The sequence below is a fragment of the Parasaccharibacter apium genome, assembly GCF_002917995.1.
GTDB lineage: Bacteria > Pseudomonadota > Alphaproteobacteria > Acetobacterales > Acetobacteraceae > Bombella > Bombella apis.
Genome location: NZ_LMYH01000016.1, coordinates 24,556 through 41,897, shown reverse-complemented (window position 1 = coordinate 41,897; position 17,342 = coordinate 24,556). Strand labels below are relative to the sequence as shown.

17 protein-coding genes and 1 tRNA gene are annotated in these 17,342 nt (G+C 62.8%); 12 read left to right on the top strand and 6 right to left on the bottom strand.

Features of this window, described 5'->3' with window-relative positions; all coding sequences use genetic code 11:
* Positions 1-19 precede the first annotated feature (19 nt).
* The 6 genes from ASO19_RS07690 (at position 20) to ASO19_RS07665 (ending at position 4,313) form a co-directional block, all read left to right on the top strand.
* The gene (locus ASO19_RS07690; protein ID WP_232317260.1) at positions 20-1,024 is read left to right on the top strand and encodes a tyrosine recombinase XerC; all 1,005 of its coding nucleotides are present in this window, start codon (positions 20-22) and stop codon (positions 1,022-1,024) included.
* 63 nt (positions 1,025-1,087) lie between these two features.
* Positions 1,088-2,038 carry a retroviral-like aspartic protease family protein gene (locus ASO19_RS07685; protein WP_103765740.1) on the top strand — a complete coding sequence of 317 codons (951 nt, stop codon included), beginning with the start codon at positions 1,088-1,090 and terminating at the stop codon, positions 2,036-2,038.
* A gap of 121 nt (positions 2,039-2,159) precedes the next feature.
* A tRNA-Asp gene (locus ASO19_RS07680) sits at positions 2,160-2,236 on the top strand.
* 144 nt (positions 2,237-2,380) lie between these two features.
* The gene (queE, locus tag ASO19_RS07675; RefSeq protein ID WP_103765772.1) at positions 2,381-3,022 is read left to right on the top strand and encodes a 7-carboxy-7-deazaguanine synthase; all 642 of its coding nucleotides are present in this window, start codon (positions 2,381-2,383) and stop codon (positions 3,020-3,022) included.
* Positions 3,022-3,762 (top strand): 7-cyano-7-deazaguanine synthase QueC, encoded by a 741-nt coding sequence (gene queC / locus ASO19_RS07670; RefSeq protein ID WP_043561798.1) that lies wholly within the window; start codon positions 3,022-3,024, stop codon positions 3,760-3,762. Before queE ends, queC begins: the two co-directional genes overlap by 1 nt.
* Entirely contained in the window at positions 3,759-4,313 is a 555-nt protein-coding gene (locus ASO19_RS07665; RefSeq protein ID WP_103765739.1) for a 6-pyruvoyl trahydropterin synthase family protein, read from the top strand. Before queC ends, ASO19_RS07665 begins: the two co-directional genes overlap by 4 nt.
* Before the next feature lie 20 nt (positions 4,314-4,333).
* Here the strand turns inward: ASO19_RS07665 and folE are convergent, their stop codons facing one another.
* From folE to ASO19_RS07645, 4 genes are read right to left on the bottom strand one after another with little or no spacing between them, the layout of a single operon-like run.
* Positions 4,334-4,975 (bottom strand): GTP cyclohydrolase I FolE, encoded by a 642-nt coding sequence (folE, locus tag ASO19_RS07660; protein WP_081847770.1) that lies wholly within the window; start codon positions 4,973-4,975, stop codon positions 4,334-4,336.
* Positions 4,976-4,992: 17 nt separating this feature from the next.
* Positions 4,993-5,862 (bottom strand): 2-amino-4-hydroxy-6-hydroxymethyldihydropteridine diphosphokinase, encoded by an 870-nt coding sequence (gene folK, locus ASO19_RS07655; protein WP_103765738.1) that lies wholly within the window; start codon positions 5,860-5,862, stop codon positions 4,993-4,995.
* On the bottom strand, positions 5,859-6,719 hold the full coding sequence (folP, locus tag ASO19_RS07650) for a dihydropteroate synthase (RefSeq protein WP_227431411.1): 861 nt from the start codon (positions 6,717-6,719) through the stop codon (positions 5,859-5,861). Before folP ends, folK begins: the two co-directional genes overlap by 4 nt.
* 27 nt (positions 6,720-6,746) lie before the next feature.
* Positions 6,747-7,514: a DsbA family protein gene (locus ASO19_RS07645; protein ID WP_103765771.1), complete on the bottom strand. Its 768-nt coding sequence runs from the start codon at positions 7,512-7,514 to the stop codon at positions 6,747-6,749.
* A 338-nt stretch (positions 7,515-7,852) separates the two neighbouring features.
* Between ASO19_RS07645 and ASO19_RS07640 the strand changes: the two genes are divergently transcribed.
* Positions 7,853-9,274, top strand: coding sequence for a gamma-glutamyltransferase (locus ASO19_RS07640; protein WP_227449749.1), 1,422 nt, complete (start codon positions 7,853-7,855; stop codon positions 9,272-9,274).
* 141 nt (positions 9,275-9,415) lie between these two features.
* Positions 9,416-10,516, top strand: coding sequence for a recombinase RecA (recA, locus tag ASO19_RS07635; RefSeq protein ID WP_052349241.1), 1,101 nt, complete (start codon positions 9,416-9,418; stop codon positions 10,514-10,516).
* Between the two features lie 120 nt (positions 10,517-10,636).
* Here recA and ASO19_RS07630 read toward each other — a convergent pair whose 3' ends face one another.
* Positions 10,637-11,656, bottom strand: a complete 1,020-nt coding sequence (locus ASO19_RS07630) for a hypothetical protein (RefSeq protein WP_081562520.1) — start codon at positions 11,654-11,656, stop codon at positions 10,637-10,639.
* Positions 11,657-11,682: 26 nt separating this feature from the next.
* Positions 11,683-12,288, bottom strand: coding sequence for an ATP-dependent Clp protease proteolytic subunit (locus ASO19_RS07625; RefSeq protein ID WP_181005240.1), 606 nt, complete (start codon positions 12,286-12,288; stop codon positions 11,683-11,685).
* Between the two features lie 330 nt (positions 12,289-12,618).
* Here ASO19_RS07625 and ASO19_RS07620 point away from each other — a divergent pair, with 330 nt between their 5' ends.
* The 4 genes from ASO19_RS07620 to glpX all read left to right on the top strand — a co-directional run bounded on the left by ASO19_RS07620 (position 12,619) and on the right by glpX (position 17,326).
* Entirely contained in the window at positions 12,619-13,590 is a 972-nt protein-coding gene (locus ASO19_RS07620) for a hypothetical protein (RefSeq protein WP_081562521.1), read from the top strand.
* Positions 13,591-13,739: 149 nt separating this feature from the next.
* The gene (locus tag ASO19_RS07615) at positions 13,740-14,933 is read left to right on the top strand and encodes an LL-diaminopimelate aminotransferase (protein ID WP_043561808.1); all 1,194 of its coding nucleotides are present in this window, start codon (positions 13,740-13,742) and stop codon (positions 14,931-14,933) included.
* A gap of 57 nt (positions 14,934-14,990) precedes the next feature.
* A complete protein-coding gene (locus tag ASO19_RS07610; protein ID WP_103765737.1) occupies positions 14,991-16,325 on the top strand; it encodes a homoserine dehydrogenase in 1,335 nt (444 codons plus the stop codon).
* Positions 16,322-17,326 carry a class II fructose-bisphosphatase gene (gene glpX / locus ASO19_RS07605; RefSeq protein ID WP_043561816.1) on the top strand — a complete coding sequence of 335 codons (1,005 nt, stop codon included), beginning with the start codon at positions 16,322-16,324 and terminating at the stop codon, positions 17,324-17,326. The genes ASO19_RS07610 and glpX overlap by 4 nt, the downstream gene beginning before the upstream one ends.
* Positions 17,327-17,342: the final 16 nt, after the last annotated feature.

Here is a 17,342-nt window from a genome sequence, read left to right as displayed (position 1 = left end):
TCTCCGGCAGGGAAATACCATGCGCCTTCCATTTGGAAGCCCCCCCTCCAGCGCCATGACCATTCATACGGCCCATGAGGCCCTCACGGCCTGGCAGGACTGGCTGACCCATGAGAAAAGAGCCAGCAAGGCCACACGGACAGCCTATCTGCACGATGTCTCCCTCGCTCTCGGTTTCTTCAGCCGCCACTTTGGTGGGGACCTGCCGCTGGAAGCACTGGGCAAGCTGACACTGGCTGATTTCCGCTCATGGCTGGCCCATGAAACGAACCGGGCCGAAAAGATGGCCCGCCTCCATCCTGGCAGCCGTCACACGCCAGATGGCCACGCCCGCAGCCGGGCCCGCCGCATCTCCGCTCTGCGGGCCTTTTACCGCTATCTGGAAAAAGAACACCGCATCACCAATCCGGCCCTCACCCTCCTGCGCAGCCCCCGGCTGAAAACCCGCCTCCCCCGCCCTCTGACGCCGGAAACCGCACGCACGGCCCCGGACGGTATTGCCGACCAGACAGCCGATGGCCATTTTGCCCTGCGGGATGCCGCCCTGTTCACCCTGCTATATGGCACGGGCCTGCGCATCAGCGAGGGACTGTCCCTCAATGTCGGTGACGTGGAGCGGATCAGCGATGACATTCTGTTTGTCACAGGCAAGGGAGGGAAGGAAAGAGCCGTGCCTGTCCTGCCCGCCGTCCGGGATGCTCTGGGACGCTGGCTGGCCGTCCATCCCTCACCCCATGCCAGTGCACCGCTTTTCTGCGGCGTACGGGGTGGACGCCTCAATCCGGGTGTGGCCCAACGGGCCATGCGGCAATGGCGCCTGATGGAAGGACTGCCCGATTCTGCCACCCCCCACGCCCTGCGCCATGCCTTCGCCTCCCACCTGCTCCAGAATGGAGCAGACCTGCGAGCGATTCAGGAACTTCTGGGTCATGCCAGCCTGTCCAGCACACAGATATACACGCTGGCAGACGAGCATCACCTCATGGAGGTCTGGCAGAAGGCCCATCCCCGGGCCGACCGTTGACAGCTCCTTCCTGATCCAGACTGACCTTTCATTGCCGACCTCTTCGGACAGACCCATCATCCCATGACGACGCACGCTTCCCGTTTCCTCCCTTTCCTCACCGGCATCATTCTGGCATTTGGCAGTTCCTTCATGGCGTCTTCTGCGGCTCTGGCCTCCAGCCCCGAACCGGCCTGCCGCCAGACCCACATCACCACGCTGCCCCTCAAGGAAACAGGCTATTACCTGACGACCGTGGCGCAGATTCATGGCCATTCCCTCTCCATGATCGTGGATACAGGGTCCGAGGGCAGCCTGCTGACACCAGATGCCATCACCCACCTGCATCTCACCCCCAATGAGGAAGATGCCACCATCATCTCCGGGCCGGACGGACGGGGGCATGTAGTGCCGACCATCCAGCTGACGACCATCACGCTTGGACAGCTCACCTATCACCATCCTGTCCTGCCTTTGGGCACCCTGCCGGGATTCCCCGCCATACAGCCCCCCGTGCTGGGGCTGATCGGCATGGACCTGCTCGGCCATTATGATCTGGACCTCGACCTGCCCCATCACCGGCTCAGCCTGTGGGACATCCATACCGGGTCCCTCCTCTGCCGCCAGCCGCCTTTCTGGTCCACACCGGGGCAGCGGCTTGTCGCCCAACGCATCCGCAACCGGTTCTTCATCCCCTTCACGCTGGATGGTCAGAAAGGGCTGGCGCTGATCGACAGCGGGGCCCGCTCCCACATCATCAGCCGGGACTTCGTCCACAGGCTCGGCATCACGAAAGAGCAGCTGGACCGGGACCCCGGCGGGACCAGCGCAGGCATTGGCGACAGGGAACACCGCTATCACTGGCACCGTTTCAACCGCCTCACCCTTGGCGGGCAGACCCAGCTGCACCCGGTCCTCACCGTCACTTCCCTGCATGAACAGGCCGACATGCTCCTCGGAGCCGACTGGCTGATCCATCATCAGCTCTGGCTCTCGGCAGGGCCAGAGGGGGCCGTTTTCATACACGCCCCCTGAAATGGAATTTTCATGAAGAAAAACGTAAAAAAGTGATATTTCTCTATTGCCAACAACACCGTATCCCGCTAGATAGACGCCATCCCAAGGGAACGACGCTTTTCCAGAAAAGCTGAAGACTGCGGGTGTAGCTCAGTTGGTTAGAGCGCCGGCCTGTCACGCCGGAGGTCGCGGGTTCGAGCCCCGTCACTCGCGCCACTCTTTTTCAAAAGGGTGGCGTTTTTTATTCCCTCCTCTCCCCCTTGATATCATGATCCGCCTTCTGCTGCGGAAAGATCGTTTCGGCCCTTTCAGGCAAGAAAATCCTTGCATCCTGAACGCAGCTGCCCGACATCTCTGCCCATGCCTTATATCGTCAAGGAACTATTCGCCACATTGCAGGGTGAGGGTGCCCATTCCGGGCGTGCGGCCATATTCTGCCGGTTCACCGGCTGCAATCTCTGGTCCGGCCGGGAAGAGGACCGCCACAAGGCCCAGTGCACCTTCTGCGACACGGACTTCATCGGGACGGACGGCCCCGGCGGAGGCCGCTTTGCCACGGCTGAAGCTCTGGCCGCTGCGCTGGATGACTGCTGGCAGGCCCACACTGCGGACGTGACCCGGCGTTATGTCGTCTTCACCGGTGGGGAGCCCCTGCTCCAGCTTGATGCAGCCCTGATCGCCGCCACAAGGGCCCGTGGTTTCACCATCGCCGTGGAAACCAATGGCAGTCTTCCTGCCCCTGAAGGAATCGACTGGGTCTGCGTCAGCCCCAAACCCGGCCAGCCGCTGAAACAGACACATGGCCATGAGCTGAAGCTCGTCTATCCACAGGACACCCTGACGCCGGAACAGTTTGCGGCGTGCGACTTCCAGCATTTCTGGCTACAACCCATGGATGGACCGGACCGCCCTGCCAATACGGAAAAGGCCGTGCGCTACTGCCAGACCCACCCGCAATGGCGGCTGAGCCTGCAAACCCACAAACTGATCGGAATCCCCTGATGACGACACCCGCCTCCCCCTCCGCCAGCCATCAGGCCGCCCGGAACCGCCGTGCGCTCGTCCTCTTCTCCGGTGGGCAGGATTCCGCCACCTGTCTGGCCTGGGCACTGCATCATTTCGACCATGTGGAGACGGTCGGCTTCGCCTACGGGCAGCGTCACGCCGTGGAGCTGGAGTGCCGCACCACCCTGCGGCAGAGCATCAGTGCCCAGAATCCCGCATGGGCAGAAAAGCTGGGAGAGGATCACACGATCGACCTGGCCAGCCTCGGCGCCCTCTCTGATACCGCCCTGACACGGGATGCCGAGATCAGCATGGGGGAGAACGGGCTGCCCAACACCTTCGTGCCGGGCCGGAACCTGATCTTCCTGACCTTCGCCGCTGCCCTCGCCTTCCGCCGCAGCATCCGCCACATCATCACCGGTGTGTGCGAGACGGACTATTCCGGCTATCCCGACTGCCGGGATGACACCATCAAGGCCCTTCAGGTTGCCCTCAATCTGGGCATGGAGCAGCGTTTCGTCCTCCACACGCCGCTCATGTGGATCAACAAGGCACAGACATGGCGGCTCTGCCACGATCTGGGCGGAGCTGACCTGACAGAAACCATCCGCCATGAGAGCCATTCCTGCTATAAGGGAGACCGTACCCATGAACATGCATGGGGATTCGGCTGTGGAGACTGCCCCGCCTGTGCCCTGCGTGCCGAAGGGTGGCGGCAGTATCAGGAGGGGGCATGAGCGACATCACCCGGACAGAACTGGTTTTCACACGGCGTTTCTGCATGGGGCACCGGCTCATCTCAGGCAGCAGCGAGCGTTGTGCCATCCCGCACGGGCATAACGAATATGTCACCGTCACGCTGGTGCCCGGCCCCAACGCTCCGCAGGACCGGCGGCTGGATGGGCACGGCAACATGCTGCTGCCCTTTGCCGAGGCCAAGGGCCGCTGGCACCGCTTCATCGACGAACGGATGGACCACAGTTTCCAGCTTTCCGAGTCTGACCCGCTTCTGGGCTGGTTTGCCGAGCATGAACCCCAGCGGCTGGACCGCCTTGTCGTCACGCCCGGCGACCCGACGACGGAACTGCTCGCCGCCCTGCTGATGAGCAAACTTCAGGCGTTCCTGACCGCCCAGGGCGGGCTGCTGTCCCCCGCCTCGCTCGAGATCAAGGAGACGCCCACCAACACGGTGCGCCTGCATGGCGACCCGTCCCTCTATCTCCCGCTGGTGGACCGCCCGGCAGACCGATGCTGGTGGCACCGGGCCGACGACACCACACGGGACTGACACCACCTCACAAAGCGGTCTCAGTCCCGCATCAGGGCCATGACTTCCTGCCGGGCCTGAGCATCATCGGCCCAGAGACCGTAAGAGCCTGTCGTCACGGTCGTGGCACCGGGGCTGCGGACCCCCCGCAGGCTCATGCACATATGCTCGGCTTCCACCACGACCAGAACGGCTTTCGGCTCCAGCACCTCAACCATCGCCTGCACGATCTGATCTGTCAGACGCTCCTGAAGCTGCGGGCGGCGGGCATAGCCTTCCACGACACGGGCCAGCTTGCTCAGCCCCGTCAGGCGGCCACCTTCCGGCAGATAGGCCACATGGGCACGCCCCAGAACCGGCAGGAGATGATGCTCGCAGGTGGACTGGAAGCGTATGTCCTTCACCAGCACCATGCCGCCATGCTGGTCGGCACTGAACTGCTTTTTCAGGTGGTCCCGCGGGTCCTCATACAGGCCGGAGAAAATCTCCAGATACATCTTGGCCACACGGTCCGGCGTATCCCGCAACCCTTCACGGGAGGGGTCTTCCCCTATGGCCAGCAGAAGCTCCCGCACGCCTCCGGCAATGCGGCTGATGGCGTCCTCCGGCCGGGTGATCGCTCCGGCGGCACCCTCCGGTGTCGGGGCCTGTTTCCCCGGAATCCCTGTCTCATTGGCTGACATTCAGCATCCCCCAAAGTTCATCCACCCTGCCCCGGCCTGCGCCGTGTGACATCCCCAGCTATACGATCCAACCCTGCTAACGCTTCCTTCACGGAACGTCCAGCGATCTCAAGCTCCGGCTCCAGCTCGGCAAGGGGTTCCAGCACGAAGGCACGGTCAAAAAGATGACGATGGGGAAGTGTCAGAAGAGGATGGCACACGGTGCCATCCCCATGGAAAAGCAGGTCCACATCCACCGCCCGCTCGCCCCAGCGTCGCCCGGGCACACGGCCCAGCGACCGCTCGATCTCCTTGCACAGCCCCAGAACGGCCTGCGGGGGCAGGACCGTCCGCCCCAGGGCGGCGATATTCACGAAGGGAGGCTGATCTTCCACACCCCACGGAGCACTGTCGTAAAAAGAGGAAACCGCCTCGATCTCCAGCCCCGGCTGATGGCCCAGAGCCTCCACGGCAGCCCGCAGCACGGCCTCCCGCTCGCCCAGATTGGCCCCGAGCGAAAAACCGACCCGGTATTCCCGCTGCTGCGTCACCGTGACGGATACATCCTCCACCGCATGGGGCACAGGGGCTGAAGGCTTGCGCACCGTGACGGACACATCCTGCACGGCGGGGCAGTCCGCCAGCACGGCAGTGCCTATCCGCCCGGCCAGAGTTTCGATCAGCTTGCAGGGACCAGCCTGAAAGACCCGCTCGGCACTCTGGCAGAGCTGCCCGTAACAGACGGCCTGTGTATAATCATCCCCCGCAATCGCTACCGACAGGTCAGCCCGAACCTCCAGCGACACATAGAAACGCTGACCGAGACGGGTTTCTTCCTCATGTACGCCATGATGCCCGAACAGGCAGAGATCATGCACCCGCACATGGGTCAGGGACGGAATGATCACTCGACATCTCCCTTCACCATTCCATTCACGGCCAGCAGGGCGGTCATGTCCAGCATGTCCCTGTGTGCCTGCACGTCATGCACCCGCACCATGCAGGCCCCCTGCGTCGCCCCGTAAAGATTGACCGCCAGCGTCGCTGGCAGACGGTCATGCACTTCCCGCCCCAGCAGCCTGCCGAACATGGATTTGCGGGACACGCCCAGCAGCACGGGCAGGCCGTAATAGGCCTCCAGCCGCCGCATGTTCTGCACAGCCCAGAGATTCTGCATCACCGTCTTGCCGAACCCGACGCCGGGGTCCAGAAGGATGGTCTCACGGGCGATGCCTGCCCGGTCGGCCAGCTTCAGGGACCTGTCAAAGAAACGCCGCCAGTCATCCCAGAGATCAACGCTGGCATCAACCACCTCACGATTGTGCATGATGGCCACCACGGCACCGGCGGAGGCCACGACGGAAGCCATGTCCGGGTCGGCCTGCAACCCCCACACGTCATTGACCATCTGCACGCCAGCCACCAGGGCCTTCCGGGCCACGGAGGCCTTCGTGGTATCGACGGACAGGACCGCCCCCTCCCGGGCCAGAGGCGTCAGGACCGGTTCCAGACGCCGCCATTCCTCTTCCGCATCCACGGGCGTGAAACCCGGCCTCGTGGATTCCGCGCCGACATCCAGCAGGTCCGCCCCCTCGGCCAGAAGGGCATGGGCCTGCTTCAGGGCGGCCTCCGGCGTAAAGAACTGCCCGCCATCCGAGAAGGAATCCGGCGTGACATTGACGATCCCCATCAGCAGGGGCTGCCTCCATGAAGGGGAAGGACGTGCTGCCAGCCAGGCGGCCATCTGCTCCGCAAGGGTCATCATCTCAGCCTTTCACCAGCAGGGGGAGGATCACCCCTTGCGGGCTGCCTCGAGAAACTGCTCCATCTGCTCCATGCCCAGCGCACCGGGTGCCACGGCAGCCTGACCGAACAGGAAGGTCGGCGTCCCCTGCACGCCCACACTCTGGGCCTGACCAAGGTTGGCTGTCAGCAGCCCCATGACGGCCTGCCCCTTCATGTCCTTCTCGAAGCGGGCCACGTCCAGCTTCAGGCTCTTTGCCACATCACGGAGATGCTCCATGCCGGGTTTGGCCGTCTCCTCCATCAGGCGGCGGCGCATGGCGTCATACTGCCCCTGGAAGGCTGCCGCATAGATGGCCTGTGCATCCAGCAGGCTGGCATCACCCAGAACGGGAATGACCTTCTCCACCAGCCGGACATCCGGGTGTCTGGCAAGGAACTGGTCCACCACCGGGGCCATGTGGCGGCAGTAGGTGCAGCGCGGGTCCAGAAATTCCACGACCGTGACCTGCCCCTGCGGGTTGCCGCGTACGGCGTAGGATGGCGCCGTGGAAAGAGCCTGCCAGTTGGCCCGCACGGCCGCCTTCACGTGGGCTTCCTGCTGGGAACTGGCCTGCTGCTGGATGGACCGGATGGCATCGGACAGGATGCTCGGATCATTCTTCAGGGCCTCACGGACAATCTGTACGATCGCCGCCCGCTGCTTTGCGTTAAAAACCGCTTCATCCGCCGCATGGGACGTCCCCGCAAGGGACAGCCCCATGAGAGGGAGGCCAGCCAGCAGGGCCAGGGAAAATGACTTCACACGCTGTTTCATGGTCGTGCCCTCCATGGGGTTATGCAGCATTTCATGGGCGCTTGAGAAAGAGAGGGGCCCCTCCACCTGACCATGCAGGTAGAACCGCCCCGATGACCAGCCCTGTTAAACAGCAAACCGGTCTGTTTTTGAAGCCCTATCCCTTCATGAGGAACGATGATGCCGCTCCCCAGCCTACAGCCGAAGCATGTAAGACCCGTTAAAACCACCCCCTGCGGGGTTGCCCTCCCAATCCCGGCAGTTTAACGCTATCATACCTCAATCCGGGACCGCCATGATGGCAGACAGTCCCTGCAAACAGCCCTGATCGTGACCCGCAACACTGGAGAGCCGCCACCGTGGTAAAGCCTGACAGCCGGACCCCTCATCCCCCCTGCCTGTCTGACCGTCCCACTCCCCGGTGGGCGCGCGGGCTTGGTCTGCTGGCCTGCCTGAGCCTTCTGGGCAGCAGCCTTGTCGCCTGTTCTGGTGGCAGGAGCCTCAAGCATCATCTCTTCGGCCATACAGCCCCATCCGCCAGAGCCAACACAGGCATTGTGGTAGCTGATGAACCGCAGGCAGCACTGGTCGGCCGTGATGTCCTCGCCCGTGGGGGCAATGCCGCCGATGCTGCCACGGCAACGGCCTTCGCTCTGTCCGTCACACTCCCCTCCCGTGCCTCTCTGGGAGGTGGCGGGGCCTGCCTGGTTGCCCGCCCGGGCCAGCCCGCCGAGAGCATTTCCTTCCTGCCTGTTGACGGCACCGGCACGGGCGGAGACCGCCCCGCTGCCGTACCCATGATGGCCCGTGGACTGTTCCTGCTGAATCTCCGGTACGGGTCAGTCCAGCTGGGTGATACGATCGACCCGGCCATAACACTTGGCCAGCAGGGCATCACGGTCAGCCGCCAGCTGGCCAATGACATCGCCGCCGTGCAGGGGCCTCTCCTTTCCAACGAAGGAATGAAGGCCCTCTTCAGCCGGGGGGATTCCGGTGTGGCCATCCGGGAAGGGGACCAGCTGACCCAGCCCCGCCTGACGTCATTCCTCTCCCGCCTGAAACTGGTTGGGGTAGGAGACCTCTATACCGGTGCCCTGTCCGATGTTTTTGTCACACAGGCCAACAAGGCTGGTGCAGGCCTGACACGCGACGACCTGCGCCGCTCCCTGCCCGGACAGACATCTGCCCTGCATTTTACCAGCGGGCCGTATCGCCTCAGCTTCCTTGCGCCACCAGCTGATGGTGGACTGGGCAGTGCTACAGCCTTCCGCCAGAACCTGCGGGCTGAAAATGTCATCAGCGCATGGCGCCGTTCCGGCCGGACAAGCCTCCAGGAAGGCCAGATATTCATGGCCTCTGGCCAGAGCGATGCCACCGGCCTGCCCCCGCTGCCGGCCTCCACCTCCTTTGTCGTACGGGATGGCCATGGCCTGAGCGTTGGCTGCGTGCTGACAGACAACAACCTGTTTGGCACGGGGCGTCTGGCCGGCAGTACGGGGGTTGTCCTCGCTGGAGCCCCGCATGACTACCCCCGCCCGCTCCTCAGCGCTGCCATACTGGAAGCCCCCCACAAACGGATGCAGGCTGTCCTTGCAGCCTCGGGGCAGAACGACGCCGCCCAGAGCGTTGCTGATGCCCTGCGGCAGCTCGCACAGGGGCAGGCCATTGCTCCCTCTACAGGGACAGGGCAGCTCAACAGCATCGTCTGCTCCGGTGATGACTGTGTCGGACGGGCCGCCCCCAACGGGAACGGTCTGACCGCCCACACCATCACCCACTGAACCAGCAGGGAACACCACTCTGGACAGATACGCCCCAAGGGCTTGTCCAGAGCCCTTCTGAACGCCATCTGATGGGGCAGGCACATGCCCCGCCACCACTCCCTGCCCCATCATCCGGGGCCTGTCAGTCACGAGGTCTTCATGTCAGCAGACAAGAACGCAGAAAGAAGCAAAGCGCTGGATGGCGCTCTCAGCCAGATCGAACGCTCCTTCGGCAAGGGGTCCATCATGCGGCTGGGCCAGCGGCCCAAGGAGCAGGTGGATGTCATTTCCACCGGGTCGCTGGGACTGGATATCGGGCTGGGCATCGGTGGGCTGCCACGGGGCCGCATCATCGAGATTTATGGCCCGGAGAGCTCCGGCAAGACCACGCTGGCTCTCCACGCCGTGGCTGAGGCGCAAAAAAAGGGCGGTACGGCTGCCTTCATTGATGCTGAACATGCGCTGGACCCCATTTATGCCCGCAAGCTGGGGGTGGACATCGACAATCTGCTGCTCAGCCAGCCAGATGCCGGGGAACAGGCTCTGGAAATTGCTGATACGCTCGTCCGCTCCGGGGCCATCGACATTCTGGTCGTGGACTCTGTCGCTGCCCTCGTGCCCAAGGCCGAGCTGGAAGGGGAAATGGGGGACAGCCATGTCGGCCTCCATGCCCGCCTGATGAGCCAGGCCCTGCGCAAGCTGACAGGCTCCGTTTCCCGCTCCAACACCACCATCATCTTCCTGAACCAGATCCGCATGAAGATTGGCGTGATGTTCGGCAATCCGGAAACCACGACAGGCGGCAACGCCCTGAAATTCTATTCCTCCATCCGCCTGGACATCCGCCGCATCGGCTCCGTGAAGGACAAGGACGAGGTCGTGGGCAACCAGACACGGGTGAAGGTCGTCAAGAACAAGATGGCCCCCCCTTTCCGGCAGGTGGAATTCGACATCATGTATGGCGAGGGCGTCAGCAAAATGGGCGAGCTGCTGGACCTTGGCGTAAAGGCCAATGTGGTGGAGAAATCTGGCGCCTGGTTTTCTTACGACAGCACCCGCATCGGCCAGGGCCGGGAAAATGCAAAGCAGTATCTGCGTGAGCATCCTGAAATGGCTGCGGAAATTGAAAAACGGGTCCGGCAGGATGCTGGCATCATCGCTGAAGACATGATGGTTGGTGAGTCGGCAGAGGATGATACGGATTCATCCAACGAGCTGCCGCTGGACAGCACCAGCACCGGCAACCGCCGCAAAAGCTGACGGAAAGTCCTTTTGTCCCCCAGAAGCGGGGGACAAAAGAACGCCTCATGCAAAAAGCCCCGCTCCAGCATATTGGAGCGGGGCTTTTTTCCATCCAGTCCCAAGAACTGGCACTATCCCTCAGGCAGCCTGATGGGCATCACCATCCTTCTGACCACGCAGGCGACGCCACAGCTTGACACCGCGCAGGGCCATGCGGGCCGCAAACGGTGCCATCTGCGGGCGCAGCAGGCGAGGGTCATACCCTGCAAAGCGGCGCTCGTTCTCCTTGAGGCACAGCTCCATCAGCTCAACAAAATCCACCTTCTTGTCCGTCATGCTCTGGGCACCGGTCACGGTGAAATTGTTGTCCTGCGTATGCTCCACGCCATCATCATCAAAGCTGCGGACGAGGCTCAGACGCTCATAAAGCAGGAAGAACAGCACACCGATCACCCGCATCTCGAACCACGGACGGCGCCAGAGCGGCATGACGGCACGATGGTAAGCCAGCCAGTTGGCAAACAGCAGGATGTGGCGACACTCCTCCTGCATGACAGGCTCGAATGTCTCGATCAGCTCCATCGGGAACAGGCCGGCCTTCTCGGCCAGAGAAAACAGACCGAAGGCGAAGAAGCTGTCCCAGCACTCGGAGAAACCCGTCACCAGATAGGCCCATTCCGTATCCCGCGGCTCGATGTAAGGGTCTTCCGGGGCAAGCGGAATACCGTAATGCTCCACCATGCGGGCCAGAACCTCCTTGTGGCGGTTCTCTTCCCATGCATTACGGGCAATGGCGTCCTTCACATCCGGGTCGTCCAGCATGTCGGCATAGGCAGCCATGCGCAGGCGGGCCTTGCCTTCGGTCTGCACGGCGATATCCCAGATCGGCAGGGAGGTGATGCGGTGCAGCGTCTCCGGGTCCAGCTTCGGCCAGGGGATGACTGACGGCTTGTAGGGGTTGAACGTCTCCCGGAACATGTCGGCCATGGCCTTCTTGTGCTCCGGGGTACCCGGCTTCAGCGGCCCTTTGACCGGGCTGCTCCAGTGGCGGGCATCGTAGTCCACCTGCTCCAGCGTTTTTTCGGATGGGCTGTCCGGCAGATGGGAATAAATATCCGCCAGAGAGCTCTTCCCGTCCGCTTTATATGCATCGCTCACGATAAGGCTCCTTTCCTTGCTGGGACTCAGGCCTGTTCGAGATCGGCTGCCGAAGAAATGATGCGGCCAACAAGCCCGTACTCAACCGCCTCCTTCGCCGACATCCAGTAGTTGCGGTCCGTATCACGGGCCACTTTCTCGTAGGGCTGTCCCGTTTCACGCGCGAAAAGCCTGTTCAGACGTTCACGCATCTTGATGATCTCGCGGGCCTCGATATCAATATCGGTCGCCGGGCCCCGCACGCCGCCCATCGGCTGGTGCAGCAGGAACCGGGTATTGGGAAGACACAGACGCCGCTCCGGACGCCCCGCCGCAAAAATCAGCGCACCGGCAGACGCCACCCAGCCCGTACCGATGATGTTGACCGGAGCAACAGAATCCACAAAGCGGATCATGTCATGGATGGTATCGCCACTCTCCACGTGGCCGCCGGGAGAATTGACGTAAACATCAATCGGCCTGTCCGATTCCCCAGCCAGAGCCAGCAGCCTGCCCGTAATGTCACGGGCCATGCGGTCATTCACTCCACCGAAGATCAGCACCTTGCGCTGCTCGAAGAGGTGGCGCTCCACCTCCGGGGCCGGGCCGGACTTTTTCTCGTCCTCCGGAGGCCCATCCGGCTCGTCCTCCATGCGGGGACGCACCGTGGCGGTGCCATGGCGGACATCCTCTCCAGAAGAGGCAGAAGCCCGCAGGCGGGCAACATCATGGGTGTGGCATTCATCATATGTCATCATGCCGCTATCCTGCCCCTGCTTGACCTCTCTGCCAAGCCTTAAAACGACGCTTTCTTGCAGCTTTTTCATCATTTCCCATGATCGAATCAGGACCCTTTTTCTCCCTTTCTTCCCCAGTAAGGAATTGCGTCCGAGGGAAGAGACACATATCCTGCCTCCCCACCCTTTCATTCCGGGGCTTTCCTGTTTTGGCCCTGCCCCTTCCGCCCTGTTGCACGCCGGACCATGACACCCAGCCTTTTCACCCGTTCTTTCCGTTCCATTTCCACCACCCTCACACGGGGTGCCGGCCTCTTCCAGTTCGGGCTCTGCCTGCTGGCCCTGCCTGCCTTCACCGCAGGCTGCCAGCACCGTGATGCCATCGACACCACACGGGACATCGCACACGACATCATGGGCGGGGAGATCAGACGGCTGCGCCCCCCCACGCCGGGTTATGACAGGCCCGCCCCCAACATCGCCCTCATCCCCACCACCCGGCCGGAATTCCCAAGTGCCGATGCCCGGGCGATGATCACGACTCGTCTGGAGCGGGATCGCAACTACTCCCAGCGCATTTCCGCTGCTGGCGGGGCCCTGCCCATCGGCATGATGAACCCGCCACCACCCCAGCCCCAGAATGGCGGTTCCATGACGCTGGAAAGCCAGAGCAACGGGCCTGCTGCCAGCCATCCGGCCATCATCCGTCAGGACAGGTCCACCGGCCCGGCAGGCAGTGGCTCCAGCCTGATCTACCAGCCCGTCACCCATGCGCTGCCCATCCACCTGCCGGACCCCGGCCAGCCGCCAAAGCCTCTGCTTTTCCCCGGCTTTTCACTCCCCAGCACGGTTCTGCCCGTCATACCGGATTTCGATACCGCCACACCGGTCGGGGCTCTGGTGCGTTTCCAGGCCGATACCGACCATCTGGATGGAGACCAGACAGACACGTTCAACCAGATCGTAGCCCAGCGACACCGTCATCTCCTGCTCATCCGGGGCTTCGGCACGACCCTGAGCGCCCAAAGCGGCCTTTCTCCTGATGAACAGACGCATGAAATCGGTCTGGCCCTGCTCCGGGCCCGGGCCGTTGCCCAGCGTCTGGCCAGCCTCGGCGTGCCGCATGACGACATGCGCCTGACAGGGGAGGCCATCGGCGATGGCGTGCGTGTCTCTTACGAAAAGAACATCAGGGCCGGAACTGCCCCCGCCCACTGAAGGCCGCAGGACCATAGAGGCACGAACCAGGTAAAAATTCCGTCTTTTCTGCTGGTCCCCCCTTGCCGGACTGACCAGCCTCATGAAACATGGGATGCCCGTTTCCCGGGAGCCAGCCCGGCTCCCTTCCATCTGACTGATTGAGTATCATGACCGAAGAGTTCCACAAGATCCGCCGCCTGCCGCCTTATGTCTTTGCCGAAGTCAACAAGGCCAAGGCCGCCGCGCGTGCCGCCGGAGAGGATATTGTGGACCTCGGCATGGGCAACCCGGACAGCCCGCCCCCCCAGCATGTCATCGACAAGCTGGCAGAAACGCTGCGCAATCCCCGTGTGCATGGCTACTCCGTCAGCCGTGGGATTCCCGGCCTCCGAAAAGCGCAGGCCGCCTATTACGAACGCCGCTTTGGCGTGAAGCTGGACCCGGAAACGGAAATCATCGCCACGCTCGGCTCCAAGGAAGGGCTGGCCAATCTGGCCTCCGCCATCACGAGCCCCGGCGATACCATTCTGGTCCCCAACCCGTCCTACCCCATCCACCAGTTCGGCTTCATCATTGCCGGGGCCTCTGTCCGCTCCGTTCCGGCCTCGCCAGATGATGCCATGCTGGAGGCCCTGTACCGGGCCGTGCGCCACTCTGTCCCCAAGCCGACGGCGCTCATCATCAATTTCCCCTCCAACCCGACGGCCTATCTCGCCTCGAAGGAGTTCTACAGGGAGATTGTCAAATTCGCCCGGAGAGAAAACATCTGGGTCTTGTCCGATCTCGCCTATTCAGAGCTCTACTTCGGGGATGAGCCCCCGCCCTCCATTCTCTCCATTGAAGGGGCCAAGGACATTGCCGTGGAGTTCACCTCCATGTCCAAGACCTATTCCATGGCGGGGTGGCGAATCGGCTTTGCGGCTGGCAATCCCCGCCTCATCCAGGCGCTGACACGCATCAAGTCCTATCTGGATTATGGAGCGTTCACACCGGTGCAGGTTGCAGCCACCGCCGCCCTGAACGGTCCGCAGGATTATGTGGAGAACATGCGTCTGCTCTACAAGGACCGGCGTGACGTGCTCATACGTGGCCTCCATGCAGCAGGGTGGAATGTTCCGACACCGGAAGGCTCCATGTTCGCCTGGGCTCCGATTCCTCCCCAGTTCGCCCACATGGGCAGCGTGGAATTTTCCAAGCTTCTTCTGAAGGAAGCCAAGGTTGCCGTGGCGCCGGGGCTGGGCTTCGGGGAACACGGGGATGGCTTTGTCCGTATCGGGCTGGTGGAGAACAACCAGCGCCTCCGCCAGGCCACACGGTCCATCAAAAACTTCATGAACCAGCACAGCGCCCTCAAACCATAATGCCACACCCGGCCCTGCCTCCATGCAGGGCCACAGCCTGACAGGAAACCGCCTCTCATGACTTCCGTACATCGCAACACTGCCTCATCCTCCGTCACATCCCCGCTCCGGCTGGGCATTGCCGGCCTCGGGACAGTGGGTACGGGCGTCATCCGTCTGCTGCGTGAACATGCAGACCTGCTGCGCCACCGCACCGGCCGCAGCATCGAGGTCGTGGCCGTCAGCGCCCGTAACCGTACGCGGGACCGTGGGATCGACCTTTCCGGCCTCCACTGGCATGACGACCCCGTGGCTCTGGCCAATGACCCGAATGTGGACGTCGTTGTCGAACTGATGGGCGGGGCCGAAGGAACAGCCCACACGCTGGTGACAGAAGCCCTGAAGGCAGGCAAGGCCGTCGTGACGGCCAACAAGGCGCTGGTCGCCCGCCATGCAGAAGAGCTGGCCCATCTCAGCCACCAGCATGGAGCTCCTCTCCTGTTCGAGGCCGCCGTGGCGGGTGGCATCCCGGCCATCAAGGTAGTCCGGGAGGGGGTGGCGGCTGATGCCCTGACCCGTCTGGGCGGTATCCTCAATGGGACAAGCAACTTCATCCTCACCGAAATGGCCGAAACAGGCCGTGCCTTCGAGGATGTGCTGCAAGAGGCCCAGGACAAGGGTTATGCCGAGGCCGATCCCTCTGCCGACATTGATGGCTGGGACGCTGCCCACAAGCTGAGCATCCTGACAGCCATCGCCTTCCGCCCGATCGTTTTTGACAGTCTGGCTGTCAGCGGGATGCGGCGCATCACCACAGATGACATCCATCAGGCCCGCAAGCTGGGCTATGCCATCAAGATGCTGGGCGTGGCCCGACGCCTGCCGGAAGACCGTGTGGAAGCCTGGGTGCAGCCCTGCCTCATCCCGGCACGGTCCGGGCTGGCGCAGGTCAATGGCGTCTATAACGCCCTGACGACAGAAGGCCCCTTCAGTGGTCCCATCACCATCTCCGGGCAGGGTGCCGGGGAAGGCCCCACGGCCGATGCCGTCATGGCCGACGTGATCGACCTGGCCCGTGGTCATGGCCTGCCTCTCTGGGGCCGGGTGGATGAACAGGCTCCCATTCCCTGCGAACCGGTGGAGGGCCTGGTCAGCCGCTTCTATCTCCGCATCACGCTGAAGGGCTCCGTGGAGGCAGAAACGGCTCTGGAAGACATCCGCACCGTCCTCGGCAATGAAGATGTTGCCGTGGAGAAAGGACACCATCACACATCACAGAAGGGCGACGCACAGCTCATCCTGCTGACAGGGCCTGTCACGCTGGGCGGGATCAACCGCATCCTGCCCCTCCTTGAGGAAATGCCCCTGATAAAAGGCACTCCACTGGCCCTGAAAGTGGAAGACCTGCCATGACAGCCAAACAGCCCCATCACGTTCCCCATGAATATCGGGTCACGGGCCGCAATCTGGGGCTGGACCTGGCCCGTGTGACCGAGGCCGCCGCCATTGCCTCCGCCCGCTGGACCGGTCGTGGCGACAAGAATGCGGCAGATGGTGCCGCTGTTGAGGCCATGCGGAAAGCCTTTGATACGGTTGCCATCGATGGCACCGTCACCATTGGCGAGGGGGAAATGGATGAAGCCCCCATGCTGTATATCGGTGAAAAAGTGGGCTGTGGCGGACCGGAAATGGACATTGCCGTGGATCCACTGGAGGGCACCAATCTCTGCGCCCGCAGTCTGCCCAATGCCATCACGGTGGTGGCTCTGGCACAAAAAGGCTGCTTCCTCCATGCTCCTGACATCTACATGCAGAAAATTGCCGTAGGTCCCGGCCTGCCAGAAGGCGTGGTGGATATTGACGCCTCCATAGGCCAGAATCTTGCCAGCCTTGCGCAGGCAAAAAAATGTGATGTCAGCGATCTGGTCCTCTGTGCGCTGGAACGTGAGCGCCATGAGGAGCTCGTTGCCAAGGCACGGGAAGCCGGTGCCCGTGTCCGCCTGCTCAGCGATGGTGACGTGGCCGCCGTGATTGCCACCTGCCTGCCTGGCAGTGGCGTGGACATCTACGCCGGTAGCGGAGGCGCACCGGAAGGCGTTCTGGCCGCTGCCGCCATACGCTGCATGAACGGACAGATGCAGGGCCGTCTGCTCTTCGAGAATGAAGCGCAGATTACCCGCACCCGCCGCATGATCCGCCCCGACCTCGACCCCACACAGGCCCTCAGCCTGACAGACATGGCGGCCGGACCGGTCTTCTTCTGCGCTACGGGCGTGACAGCAGGCGACCTGCTACGGGGCATTGAATATCCCTCCGACAATTACATCCGTACCCATTCCGTCATGATGCGCTCAGAAAGCGGTACAATCCGTTACATGGAGACTTACCACCATTTCGACCCCCACAAGGTTTGAGCCACTCCTCCGCCCT